Source organism: Atribacteraceae bacterium (assembly GCA_035477455.1).
In the GTDB taxonomy this organism is placed as follows: Bacteria; Atribacterota; Atribacteria; order Atribacterales; family Atribacteraceae; genus DATIKP01.
In genome coordinates this window covers 12,894-25,400 of the sequence record DATIKP010000159.1, presented here as the reverse complement: position 1 = coordinate 25,400, position 12,507 = coordinate 12,894, and the positions used below count along the sequence as shown (strand labels likewise).

The 12,507-nt window shown below is 53.3% G+C and carries 13 protein-coding genes, 1 tRNA gene and 1 other annotated feature; of the genes, 8 read left to right on the top strand and 6 right to left on the bottom strand.

The window, feature by feature from the left end; translation table 11 throughout:
• Window positions 1–12 precede the first annotated feature (12 nt).
• The 8 genes from VLH40_09335 (at window position 13) to VLH40_09300 (ending at window position 5,260) form a co-directional block, all read left to right on the top strand.
• Complete coding sequence (locus VLH40_09335) at window positions 13–333, top strand: hypothetical protein (protein HSV32204.1); 321 nt, start codon at window positions 13–15, stop codon at window positions 331–333.
• Window positions 334–353: 20 nt separating this feature from the next.
• A complete protein-coding gene (locus VLH40_09330; protein HSV32203.1) occupies window positions 354–620 on the top strand; it encodes a late competence development ComFB family protein in 267 nt (88 codons plus the stop codon).
• Between the two features lie 75 nt (window positions 621–695).
• A tRNA-Ser gene (locus tag VLH40_09325) sits at window positions 696–788 on the top strand.
• Window positions 789–852: 64 nt separating this feature from the next.
• Entirely contained in the window at window positions 853–1,542 is a 690-nt protein-coding gene (gene lipB / locus VLH40_09320) for a lipoyl(octanoyl) transferase LipB (protein ID HSV32202.1), read from the top strand.
• A gap of 20 nt (window positions 1,543–1,562) precedes the next feature.
• Window positions 1,563–2,417 (top strand): lipoyl synthase, encoded by an 855-nt coding sequence (lipA, locus tag VLH40_09315; GenBank protein HSV32201.1) that lies wholly within the window; start codon window positions 1,563–1,565, stop codon window positions 2,415–2,417.
• A 2-nt stretch (window positions 2,418–2,419) separates the two neighbouring features.
• Window positions 2,420–2,935, top strand: coding sequence for a class I SAM-dependent methyltransferase (locus VLH40_09310; protein ID HSV32200.1), 516 nt, complete (start codon window positions 2,420–2,422; stop codon window positions 2,933–2,935).
• 294 nt (window positions 2,936–3,229) lie between these two features.
• Window positions 3,230–4,258 (top strand): LacI family DNA-binding transcriptional regulator, encoded by a 1,029-nt coding sequence (locus tag VLH40_09305; GenBank protein ID HSV32199.1) that lies wholly within the window; start codon window positions 3,230–3,232, stop codon window positions 4,256–4,258.
• Window positions 4,259–4,495: 237 nt separating this feature from the next.
• Window positions 4,496–5,260: an HAD-IIA family hydrolase gene (locus VLH40_09300; GenBank protein HSV32198.1), complete on the top strand. Its 765-nt coding sequence runs from the start codon at window positions 4,496–4,498 to the stop codon at window positions 5,258–5,260.
• A 65-nt stretch (window positions 5,261–5,325) separates the two neighbouring features.
• Here VLH40_09300 and VLH40_09295 read toward each other — a convergent pair whose 3' ends face one another.
• The 6 genes from VLH40_09295 to ilvB form a co-directional block, all read right to left on the bottom strand.
• Complete coding sequence (locus VLH40_09295) at window positions 5,326–5,835, bottom strand: 3-isopropylmalate dehydratase small subunit (protein HSV32197.1); 510 nt, start codon at window positions 5,833–5,835, stop codon at window positions 5,326–5,328.
• A gap of 10 nt (window positions 5,836–5,845) precedes the next feature.
• Complete coding sequence (locus tag VLH40_09290) at window positions 5,846–7,108, bottom strand: 3-isopropylmalate dehydratase large subunit (protein ID HSV32196.1); 1,263 nt, start codon at window positions 7,106–7,108, stop codon at window positions 5,846–5,848.
• 4 nt (window positions 7,109–7,112) lie between these two features.
• Window positions 7,113–8,657: a 2-isopropylmalate synthase gene (locus tag VLH40_09285; GenBank protein HSV32195.1), complete on the bottom strand. Its 1,545-nt coding sequence runs from the start codon at window positions 8,655–8,657 to the stop codon at window positions 7,113–7,115.
• Window positions 8,658–8,709: 52 nt separating this feature from the next.
• A complete protein-coding gene (gene ilvC / locus VLH40_09280; GenBank protein ID HSV32194.1) occupies window positions 8,710–9,702 on the bottom strand; it encodes a ketol-acid reductoisomerase in 993 nt (330 codons plus the stop codon).
• A 102-nt stretch (window positions 9,703–9,804) separates the two neighbouring features.
• Window positions 9,805–10,290, bottom strand: a complete 486-nt coding sequence (ilvN, locus tag VLH40_09275) for an acetolactate synthase small subunit (protein ID HSV32193.1) — start codon at window positions 10,288–10,290, stop codon at window positions 9,805–9,807.
• A gap of 129 nt (window positions 10,291–10,419) precedes the next feature.
• Entirely contained in the window at window positions 10,420–12,081 is a 1,662-nt protein-coding gene (gene ilvB, locus VLH40_09270) for a biosynthetic-type acetolactate synthase large subunit (GenBank protein HSV32192.1), read from the bottom strand.
• An 89-nt stretch (window positions 12,082–12,170) separates the two neighbouring features.
• Window positions 12,171–12,424: a binding site (T-box leader), on the bottom strand.
• Window positions 12,425–12,507: the final 83 nt, after the last annotated feature.

The following is a 12,507-nucleotide window of genomic DNA, read 5'->3' as shown; positions in this document are numbered from 1 at the left end:
GGGTTGGTGAAGTTGGTCGATCCGATCGGTATGCAGAATGTGGTGCTGCTCGCTCACGAAGTCGCCAGGATCCAAAAAGCCCAGGAAGATGGGAACCAGATGCAAATCAGGGCGTTTGCCCGGGCGATGGACGAGCAAACGAAACGGGCCGAAGAAGACGTCAATGAAACCCCTCAAACGGAAAAAGACCGTATTCACAAAGAAAAGGAAAAAGAACAGGGAAAGAAAAAGCGCGAAGATCCCAAGCAGGGAATCCAGCAGAAATGGGAAGGCGAACCGGTTACTGTCCCTCCGGATGAGGATACTGGACGGAGAATCGACGTAAAGGCATAATAACGAAGGGGCCGGGAATTATGATCAAAAATATTATCGAGGACGAAATCGTCAGGCGCTTGCCTGATCTCTACCAGATCAAGCCGGACCTTTGCCGTTGCCGGGAATGCCGGGATGATTTGCTGGCTTTGACCCTGCAGCGACTTCCCCCGAAATACACTTCCCGCAGGATTGGCGAGGTGTTCAGCAGATTGGAGATTGAAAACCAGCAGTGGCAAGTGGATATCCTGGAAACCATGCTCTATGCGGCCGGTATTGTCGCGGAAAAACCCCATCATAGCCTGTAGACTCCTGATTCTAATTATTGTCAGGTGGTTGGGTTGAGGAAGGGTAAGGAACGTGTTATACTTTTGGACCGGTGCGGAGAGGTGGCCGAGTGGCTGAAGGCAATCGCCTGCTAAGCGATTGGGCGGCTTAAACCCGTCCCGTGGGTTCGAATCCCACCCTCTCCGCCAGATTGTTCCGGTTGTATTCCAGGCCTCCGGGCCTTATTTTTTTTGGAGAGGAAGAGCGAAATCGATGTTGACAGTTCCCTTTTGTCGTCTCGGGCAGATCGAGTACCAGGCGGCCAGGGATATTCAACTGAAAATAGTCGAACTTCTTTTCCAACGGAATAACCCCGGGGTTTTACTGTTGCTTGAACACCCTCCGGTCATAACTTTAGGGAAGGGGGCGACCGCTGGAAACCTGCTGGCTTCTCCGAGCAGGCTTCAGGAAAAAGGCATCGCCATCCATGCGAGCGAGCGGGGAGGCGATATCACCTATCATGGTCCCGGGCAGATTGTCGGCTATCCTCTGATGAATCTTGCCGCTTGGGAAAAGGATATCCACCGCTATCTACGGGCCCTGGAAGAGGTCTTGATCCGTTTTCTTGCCGACTTGGGCATTCCGGCCTTCCGCCTTTCTCCCCATACCGGAGTATGGGTTGGCGGGAAAGTGCCGGAAAAAATCGCCGCCATCGGTGTCGCGGTGAAGCGGTGGGTGACCTATCATGGATTCGCCCTCAATATCGAGCCGGATCTTTCTCACTTTACCTACATCGTACCCTGTGGAATCCGTGACCGGGGTGTCAGCTCGCTGGCACAGCTGACCGGCCGGACCTTTTCGTTTTCCGAGCGGTGGAAGATGATGGAGAGTCTGGCCGATCATTTCGGTAGCGTGTTCGGTTTCTCGGTGAGAGAAACTGCGTATGACCGGCTGCTGGACTAAATGGGCGGCAGGATGAGGACATGACTCCTCTACCTCCCTGGCTCAAGCGCCGTTTTCGCGCCCCCGATGAACTGGCGACCATGACAAAACTCCTTCGTTCACTTCACCTCCATACCGTCTGTGAGAGCGCGCATTGTCCGAATATTGGCGAGTGTTTCCGCAGAGGGACAGCTACCTTTCTGATCCTTGGCAACATTTGCACCCGAAACTGTGGGTTTTGTGCCGTGACCACCGGGGTTCCCGAGCAACCCGATCGGGAGGAACCGAAAAACGTTGCTGGTGCGGCCCGCCAATTAAAGCTTCAGCACGTGGTGGTGACGTCGGTGACCCGTGACGATCTTGCCGATGGAGGGGCCGGTCATTTCAGCGCAACCGTTGCGGCTGTTCGATATTCATTGCCGGAATCCACGGTGGAAATTCTCACGCCGGATTTCCAGGGAAACCGGAAAGCCATCGACCTCGTGGTGAAAAGTCGGCCGGATATTTTCAATCACAACTTGGAAACAGTTTCTACTCTGTATCCCCGGGTCCGTCCCCAGGCATCGTATCAACGTTCACTCGATTTATTGAAACAAGTGAAAGACGCTGCGCCGAAGATCATAACCAAATCCGGATTTATGCTCGGCCTGGGGGAAAATGAAGAGCAGACTATCGCCCTCCTCCATGATATACGGCAGGCTGGGTGTGATATCGTAACGATCGGACAATATCTTGCGCCGTCGGTCAGGCACCTTCCCGTGGTCGAATATCTGCCACCGGAACGCTTCGCCTGGTACCGTGCACAAGCCCTTTCCCTGGGCTTCAGAGGGGTCGCCAGTGATCCTTTGGTGCGAAGTTCATATCTCGCTGACCTATTTGTCAACAAGGAGCCCTGACCATGTGGTGGTGGATTCTTGGTCTTGTCGTCGTAATTCTTTTTCTCTTTTTCTGGTGGATTTTTCCTCTGTTTTTTCATGGAATCCCCTGGCAGCCGACCGACATGAAAAGAGTACGGCGGATGCTGGAAATGGCTAAACCCAACCCCAACGAACTGTTGGTCGACCTTGGTTGCGGTGATGGCCGAATCTGCATCGAAGCCGCCCGGCGTTTCGGGATTCGGGCGATCGGCTACGAAATCAATCCTTGGCTCTATCTGTTGGCCCGTCTGCGGATTTTTTTTTCTGGGGTTTCACACCGGGTCAGGGTTGAACTGCGGGATATTCACCAAGTGGATCTATCCCAGGTCAACATCGTCACCCTTTTTCTCTTTCAACACGTGAACGACCGCCTGGAAAAAAAACTATCCGAAGAACTCCCTTCCGGCAGCCGGGTTGTCTCTTATATCTGGATTTTTAAGGGTTGGCAGCCGGCTGAAATTGACCGAGTCTTGCGTCTTTATTTATATATTAGGTGATCGAATTTGAAAAAATTCACAATGATCAGGTTTCCATTTTCAGAAACGTTCTTTTTTTCTTGCTGTTCCAATTTTTTTATATCATAATAAGACAAATCCCTCATATCAGCGCTTCGTGAGGGAATATTCTCCGATTCTTTTCCTGTAAACCCATAAGCTTGGAGAAGGCTCTGTATTCCGACTTTTTTGTGATTTTTCCGGGCCCGGAAAGCGGGTTCACCGGAAAAGGGGAGAGCTTGAGAGAAGTTCGGCTGAAAACATAGAGTGGATCCGAGGATAAGGGGGCAAGATTCGATGATTACCATAGATGAAATCGCTCGACGAGCCAACGTATCGAAGAGCACTGTGTCCAATGTACTCAACAACCGGGACGATCGGGTCAGCCCGGAAACAAAATCCAAAATACTGCAAGTGATTGATGAACTGGGTTATAGGTCACGAAAAGCCAGGAAAGGTCTCGCACTCGCGAAAACCGGCACGATAGTGGTCCTTTTTCCACACTCACTGGTTCGACTCCTCAGTTTTCCGCTCCAGCATGAGTTGATGAGGGGGGTCGCCGAAGCGGCTCACCGGCTCAATTATCAGGTCGTTATCACCACTTCCGGCCAGGATTTCAATCCAAGTTTGGCATGTGAAGATTTGATCAACCCCGACTTGGGCGATGGTTATCTGGTGACTGAACTTCTCAAGCGGGATGGCCGTCTGAAGCGCCTCAGCCGAGGCCTGGAGACTTTTGTCTGTCTGGGCAAGCCGGAAGTGCAGGATAATCGGGGAGTCAGCTGGGTTTTCATCGATGTTACGGCTATGGTCGACAAAGCGGTTCAGAGACTGATCACGGGTGGTCACCGGGAAATTCTTTTTCTGGGAACTGAGGAACGAAGAATCATCGATCTCCAGGCCTTACGCGGTTACCAGCGGGCATTGGAGAAAAACCGGCTTCCATTCCAGGAAAAACTACAGCTCAATCTGGAACCTGATTCCTATCGGGTCGCATTGGCAGTCAAAGATCTTCTGCGCGAGCACCCCGGGGTTACGGCAGCATTCTGCGAAAGTCAAGGGCTGGCTAACGGTGTTTTGAGGGCTGCCCGGGATCTGAATCGCCGCGTACCGGAGAGCCTGGCGATCATGAGTATGCTGGAAAACGATAGCTCCGCGGACTTTGATCCCCCACTGTCCGGGATAGACTGGAAAGCTCGGGAGTTGGGCAATCATGCGGTTCAGCTCTTAGCCAAAATGATGGAAGGAAAACGCGAAGATATCTCCGGCCGGGTGATCTCCACGGATCTGGTGATCCGTAATTCTTGTGGAACACAAGGACAGTAAGGCGGGCATAAACCTCTCCGGTTTTTAGTGCACCAATTGTGCCTCTGAGCTCTTGGGGGAATACAAGAGGAAATCAATGTCTTTTTCATCTTTCTTTAATAAGCGCAATATACGCTTATAAGATGCAGATAGAGGGCAGCGCGAGGTCTGGCTGCATTGTGATCAGGTAACATACCAGCGCGTAACTGGTATATTTCGGTCATACCGGGAAGTGGACAAGATATGAGGGAGGAAGTCATGGTGAATAAGAAGAGTTATTTGATAGATATGGATGGTGTGCTGGTTTATGGAGAGAAGGCCATACCGGGGGCACGCGAGTTTATCCAGCGATTGGAGGAGGGTGGGCATAAGTACCTGGTTTTAACCAACAATTCCCGGTACGTTCCGCTTGATTTACAGCACCGGCTGCGTTCAGTGGGCATCTCGCTCGATGCCCGGCATTTTTATTCCAGCGCCATGGCTACCGCCAGCTTTGTGCGATCTCAAAAACCCAACGGGTCGGCTTTTGTGGTCGGGGGGACCGGCCTTTACCAGGCCCTGAACGAAGTTGGATACGTCCTGACCGATTATAATCCGGACTTTGTTATCCTGGGCGAGCTTGAGGCCTATTCCTATGACAAGATAATCAGGGCGTCCCAATTAATATTGAGCGGAACCCCTTTTATCGCCACCAATCCCGACGCCTCAGGGCCCAGCGACTACGGCATTATTCCTGCCTGCGGAGCGGTCGCTGCCCTTTTAGAGAAGGCGACCGGTCAAGCCCCCTACTTTGTGGGGAAACCCAATCCGTTGATTATGCGGTTGGCCTTACGTTATCTGGATGAACACTCGGAAAACGCAGTAATGGTCGGTGACCGGATGGATACCGACATCGTCGTCGGCTTGGAGGCCGGGTTAGAAACGATTTTGGTGCTTACCGGTGTTACCAAAGCCGAGATGGTTACCCGCTTTCCTTACCGTCCGCATTGCGTGGTTGATTCGGTGGCCGAAATCGAACTGTGAGGTCGATGATCGCTTTTGCATGTGAAGCCGCCGGGGCGTGCTCAGACAACCCCGGCATCCCGCGTTCAGTGTTTTTGCTTCCGTTCCCGTAAGGTGTCCTTCACGTAGTTCATAAGCCCCCCCCGGGAGATCATTTCCTGCAGAAAGGGCGGCAAAGGTTGGGCTGTGAAGATGGCTCCGCTGGTCAAATCGGTAATCGTCCCGGCCTGGGTATCAATTATCATTTCGTCGCCCTCCCGGATACCGGTTGCGGCATCTTGCGACTCAAAAATCGGTAATCCGATATTCAGGGCATTCCGGTAGAAAATTCGGGCAAAAGACGCGGCAACCACCGCTTGGACTCCTGAGGCTTTAATCGCCAGAGGAGCGTGTTCCCGCGAAGACCCGCAGCCGAAATTTTTCCCGGCGACCATGATGGTCGGCCCGGTCACTTTTTTTATGAAATTCGGGTCGAGATCCTCCAGGCAATGCTTGGCCAGTTCCAGCGGGTCAGTAGCGGTGAGATAGCGGGCGGGGATGATGACGTCCGTGTCCACGTTGTCTCCGTATCGAATGACTCGTCCACGAATCTGCATTGTTATCACCTCAGATCTGATCGGGCGTGGTGATGAAGCCCGCTACAGCCGAACTGGCTGCTATATAAGGATTGGCCAGGTACACCTCGCTGAGAGGGTGGCCCATTCTTCCCACGAAATTACGGTTGGTGGTCGAGACGCAGCGTTCTCCCTCAGCCAGGACCCCCAGGTGGCCTCCTAAACATGGTCCACAGGAAGAGGGGCAAAGAACCGCTCCGGCTTCCAGAAAGGTATTGACCAAGCCTTCGCGTTCGGCCTGCCGGAGAACGCGGGGGCTTCCGGGGAAGATATAAAGACGCACCGACCGGGAAACGGTTCGATTCTGAAGGACCGAAGCGGCCATGCGCAAATCTTCGATTCGCCCGTTGGTACAGGAGCCGATGACCGCCTGGTTGATTTCAATGCGCCCCAGCGTATAGACCGAACGGCTGTTTTCCGGCAAATGGGGAAGGGAGACCTGGGGGTCGATCAGCGAAACGTTGATTTGAATAACGTCTGTCCATTCCGCATCGGGATCGTTGCGGTAGATTCGCGGCTTGCGCTTTGCCCCGGTTTCAGTGATGTAGTGCAAGGTTTTTTCGTCGGGCTCCATAATGCCGCAGGTGGCCCCGGCCTCGATGGCCATGTTGGCCATGGTAAAGCGCTCGTCCATGGAGAGACCTTCGATTACGCTCCCGCAAAATTCCATGGCACAATCCCGGGCCCCGTCGACGCCGATTTCTCCAATGGTGAAAAGGATCAGGTCTTTCCCAGTGACAAAGGTCCTTTTCTCTCCCTGGTAGACAAAGCGGATCGAATCCGGAACCATGAGCCAGGTTTCACCCAACGCCCAGCCGGCGGCCAGATCGGTGGAACCCATCCCGGTGGCGAACGCACCAAGCGCTCCATAGGTGCAGGTGTGCGAGTCCGCGCCGATGACCAGGTCTCCCGGGACTATCAATCCTATTTCCGGCAGCAGGACGTGTTCAATCCCTACGGTTCCACCTTCGAAAAAATGGGTTATCCGGTGTTTCCTGGCGAAGTCTCTCATGAGTCGTACGTTTTCAGCCGAAGCGATGTCCTTGGAGGGAGTGTTGTGATCGGCTATCAGAGCAATTTTTCCCGGATCGTTGACAAAGTCAATCCCGTTTTCGATCAATTGCCGGATACTCAGCGGAGCGGTGATATCGTTGGCCAGAGCCAAGTCGACTTTCACCTGAACCAGTTCTCCGGGGGAGACGACGGCCTTATCCGCATGGTCGGCGATTATTTTTTCAGTTATGGTCATTCCCATAATATCAATTCTCCTGATAGTCTATTTGGGGATTAACAATCGATTGGTGGATACTCATCTTGTTAATTGCCGAGAGGTAGGCCATGACGCTGGCGACCACCACATCCTGGCTCGAACCTTTACCCACATAGGGATGCTTGTCTCCACGGATCCTGACGATCACTTCGCCCAGGGCTTCCGACCCTCCGGTGATGGACTGGAGAGTGTAGTTCACCAGGTCCGACGACAATCCAAGCATCCTTTCGATCGCTTTATAGGCCGCATCGACCGGGCCGACGCCGGTCGCCACACCTTCCAGAACTTTCCCGTCATTCTGGACCAGGCGGACGGTCGCGGTGGGCAGTATGTTGTTTCCACAGCAGACATGCACGAAATCGAGCCGGTAAGTTTCTTCGGTTTTGGAAATTTCTTCCGAAACGATGGTTTCCAAATCCGCTTCGGTAATTTCTTTTTTCGAGTCGGCTAAACCCTTGAAACGGTCGAAAGCCTTGTTCAGATCTTCCTCGGTAAGCTGATAACCCAGGCTCTTGAGTTTCTGGGTGAACGCGTGCCGTCCGGAATGCTTGCCGAGCACCAGGACTTTTTCTTCCCGCCCGATCAATCCGGCATCCATTATTTCATAGGTCAGTTTTTCTTTTAGCACTCCGTCCTGGTGGATCCCCGATTCGTGGGCAAAGGCGTTTTGACCGACGACGGCCTTGTTCGGTTGCACCAACATTCCGGTAAGCTGGCTTACCAACCGGCTGGTGCGATAGATTTCCTGGTAATTGATACCCGTTTCTGCCTGGTAGAGGTCAGCGCGGACGTATAAATTCATGACGATTTCTTCGAGAGAAGCATTGCCCGCCCGCTCTCCAATTCCGTTGATGGTGCATTCGGCCTGGACAGCTCCGGCGCTTAAAGCCGCCAGAGTATTGGTTACAGCTAAGCCCAAATCGTTGTGGCAGTGAACACTCAAGATAGTCTTTTCGATTCCCCGGGTATGTTCCAGGAGATAGCTGATCAGTTCCTGCATCTCAACCGGCGTGGTGTATCCGACGGTATCGGGAACGTTGAGAATGGACGCCCCGGCCTCGATCACCGCAGCGTAGATTTTGGAGAGAAACTCCCAGTCGGAACGAGTGGCGTCTTCTGCGGAAAATTCCACTTCGGCAACCAACTGGCGGGCCCGCCGAACGGCCCGGATCGCCTGTTCCAGAGCCTGTTCCCTGGTGAGGCGGAGTTTATGTTTCAAATGTAGATCGGAGGTGGCGATAAAAGTGTGCAGGATCGGATGTTCGGCATCTCGTAGCGACTCAGCGGCGACATCGATATCCTGGTCCCGGGCCCGGGCCAGCGCGCACACGGCCGGTCCCCGTACGTTCTGGGCGACCGTTTTCACTGCTTCGGCGTCACCGGGAGAAGCGATGGGAAACCCCGCTTCCAGGGCATCGACGTTCAAGCGGGTCAGCTGCCGGGCGATTTCCAGCTTTTCCATCGTGTTGAGAGATACCCCCGGCGACTGCTCTCCATCCCGCAGAGTCGTATCGAAAATACGTACACGTTTCATGGGAAACCCTCCCAGATCATTGGACAGAAGGCTTCGTATCGTAAATGATGGTTCACCGTTTCAACCAGGGCATCATAGCCCGCAGCTTGGCTCCCACTGTTTCTATTGGGTGGCGGGTGTCTTTCCCTTTCAGGGCATGATAAACTGGTCGGTTGGCCTGATTCTCCAGAATCCATTCCCGGGCGAAGCTTCCGTCCTGGACTTCGGTAAGGATTTTTTTCATTTCGCACTTGGCTTGCTCTCCTACCACTCTGGGCCCCCGAGTGAGGTCTCCGAATTCGGCGGTATCGCTGATCACGTCCCGCATGAGCCCGATTCCGCCTTCGTAGACCAGGTCGACAATGAGCTTCATTTCATGCAGGCACTCGAAATAAGCGACTTCCGGCTGGTATCCGGCTTCGATGAGGGTTTCGAAACCGGATTTGATCAAGGCGGTGAGGCCGCCGCACAGGACCGCCTGTTCGCCGAATAGGTCGGTTTCCGTTTCTTCCTGGAATGTCGTTTCCAGAACTCCCGCCCGAGTGGCTCCGATAGCGCGGGCGTAGGCAAGCGCCAGATTCCTGGCTTTCCCGGTGGCATCCTGATAGACGGCGATGAGCGAGGGCACCCCTTTTCCCTCTTCATACATCCTACGAACCAGGTCCCCGGGTCCCTTAGGGGCGACCATGATCACGTCCACATCGGTCGGCGGAACGATCTGGTGGTAATGAATGTTAAATCCGTGAGAAAACATCAAGGCTTTTCCGGGACGCAATCTGTCTGCAACGGTCTGACGATATATAACCGGCTGAACTTGGTCAGGGGCGAGCATCTGGATCACATCCCCTTTTTGGGCGGCTTCGGCTGCGCTAACCGGCTGGAACCCGAACCGGCGGGCCTTTTCGTAGCCGGGGGTGCCTGGAAGCTCGGCCACGACCACCTCCACCCCGCTCTCTTTCAGGTTTTGAGCCTGAGCGGCTCCCTGGCTGCCGAAACCGATGATGGCTATGCTCTTTCCCTTAAGAAGGCTGATATCGGCATCCTGATCATAGTAAATTGTCGCCATTTTAGATGACCTCCCTGGTGGTTCAAGTTGAGGGGAATCGGTAAAAACCTGCCCTCCATCGTCCTCCTGAATGTTTACTGCTGGTTTCTGATTTAAGTCTTTCTACAGCGGCTGTCCAACGCGGGCCAAGGCAATCCGGCCCGTCCGGGTCAATTCCACGATTCCATACTTTTTCAAGAGTTGTTCCAAAGCATCGATCTTGTCCGGTGTTCCGGTGACTTCGATCATCAGATTTCGTTCACCGACGTCGACGATGCGGGCCCGGAAAATTTCCGCGGTTTGGACGATTTCTCCACGCAGATTCGATGGAGCATTGACCTTGATCAGCGCCAGTTCACGATCCACATAACTTAACTCCGTAAAATCACCCACCTTGATCACGTCGATCAGTTTATAGAGTTGTTTACTGATCTGTTCCAGGATGTCTTCGTCGCCTCTGACCACCAGGGTGATCCGGGAAATGCTTGTATCGTGGGTTGGTCCGACCGCCAGGCTCTCTATATTATATCCTCGCCGGGCAAACAATGATGCCACCCGGGCCAGAACCCGGGGTTTATTTTCCACCAGGACAGACAAGATATGTTGCATACCACGCCTCCCTTAAAAAAACAGGCTGTAGGTGTTTAGCAGTTTAGGCTTTTAGGAATACCAATAAAGTTTTTGTTTTACTTAAAAACCTACCGCCTAACAACCTGTGTTTCTGTTGACTTCCATTTTTCACTCTAGAATCATTTCGTCCAGGGATTTTCCCGGGGGAACGAAAGGAAAGACACACGCCTCCCGAGAAACCCGGCAATCAACCAACGCCGGCCGGTCCGAGACTTGCAGGGCTTCGGTAATCGCATCAGCGAGTTCCTCCTCGCTATGGACGGTCAATCCCACTGCTCCGAAGGCTCGGGCGACTTTGGCCAGGTCCGGGTTTTCCAAATGCGTACAGGAATACCGACCCTCATAGAAACAGGCTTGCCACTGCCGGACCATACCGAGGTATGAATTGTTGAGAACGAATATTTTCAAAGGAAGACGGTAGTTGATCGCAGTCACCAATTCCTGGATTTTCATCAGGATACTTCCGTCTCCACTGAACAAGATCACCCGTTTACCTGGATTACCGAGTTGGGAGCCGATAGCCGCCGGAAGCCCGAAGCCCATGGTTCCCAGTCCTCCTGAGCTGGCCCAGGTCCGGGGTTTATCCACCTTGAAAATCTGAGCGGCCCACATCTGGTGCTGTCCAACATCAGTGATCAGGATCGAGTCCTTGCCGGCGTAAGCATAGACGGTTTTTACCACTTGGTGTGGGAGGAGCAAATCGGACGGGCTGCATTTGGGGATATACTCGGTTCGCCATTGTTCGATCTGGGAATGCCACGCCGGGTGTTTAGCCGATTCGGCTTTTTTGAGAAATTCCCGGAGAATATTCCTGGCATCTCCAACGATGGGAAGATCGACTTTCACGTTTTTCCCAATTTCGGCCGGGTCGATATCTACGTGGATGATTTTCGCCTGACGGGCAAAAGTCTGAGTGTTGCCGGTCACTCGGTCATCGAAGCGGGTTCCCACAGCGAGAAGAAGATCGCAGTTCATGATGGCTTTGTTGGCACAATAAGTTCCATGCATACCCAGCCAGCCCAGGGACAGAGCGTGAGTTTCCGGGAACCCCCCCTTCCCCATTAACGTGTAGGTTACCGGGATGTCGCATCGTTCGGCGAATTCCAACAATTCCTCCGAGGCACCGGAGGCCAGAATACCGCCCCCCACGTAGAACAATGGTTTTTCCGATTTCTTGAGGGCTTGTAGGGCCAAATTGATCTGGTTGATATGTCCTCGGTATGTTGGTTTGTATCCGGCGATGTCAACGGTTTCCGGGTAGACGAAGTCCGCTTTACTCATCTGGATGTCCCGGGGAAGATCGATGAGTACCGGCCCAGGTCTTCCGGTACGGGCGATGTGGAAGGCCTGGCGGACTGTCATCGCCAACTGTTTGACATCGGTCACCAGAAAGTTATGTTTGGTCACCGGCATGGTAATGCCGGTGGTATCGGCTTCCTGAAAAGCGTCTTTACCGATCAGACGCGTTGGAACTTGTCCAGTGATCGCGACGACCGGGATCGAATCCATGTACGCGTTGGTCAAACCGGTGACCAGATTAGTGGCTCCCGGTCCCGAGGTGGCCAGGCACACACCCACCTTTCCTGTCGTTCGGGCATACCCATCGGCGGCGTGGATGGCGCCTTGTTCGTGACGGACTAAGACGTGTGTAATATCGGAATTCTCGAATAGGGCGTCGTACAGATCGATCACGGTCCCTCCCGGATAACCGAAAATATATTCCACGCCTTCCCGTTTCAGGCATTCTATCACTATGTGGGCACCTTTCATGCTTACGTCACTCACCTCTTTTCCGTTAAGGCATTTTTGCGTATCAGTGTTGAGGGGTCTTGGTTATAAAAAAACCCCTCGTCCATATAAATAGGGACGAGGGGTTTACACCCCCGCGGTACCACCCTGCTTACCCGTCAAAAGGGTCACTTGATTCCCGGTACTTGTACTATAATAATACCGTCATCTGTAACGGGAGTTCCCGGAGAGGCTTAATCGGTATATCCTTTCAGCCTTCGACTCAGGGGTGAGTTTCCGCTTATTCCGGGTGCCTGATTGCAGCATTACTTCAGGCTCTCTGGTACCGGGAAACAAGCGTACTGAACCCCGTCACAGTCTTTGCCGACCGATCCCCCATAGAAAAAAGGGAAAAGATGTTACCAAGCACTATACCATAGAACACTTTTTTATGCAACCAGTGAGCCA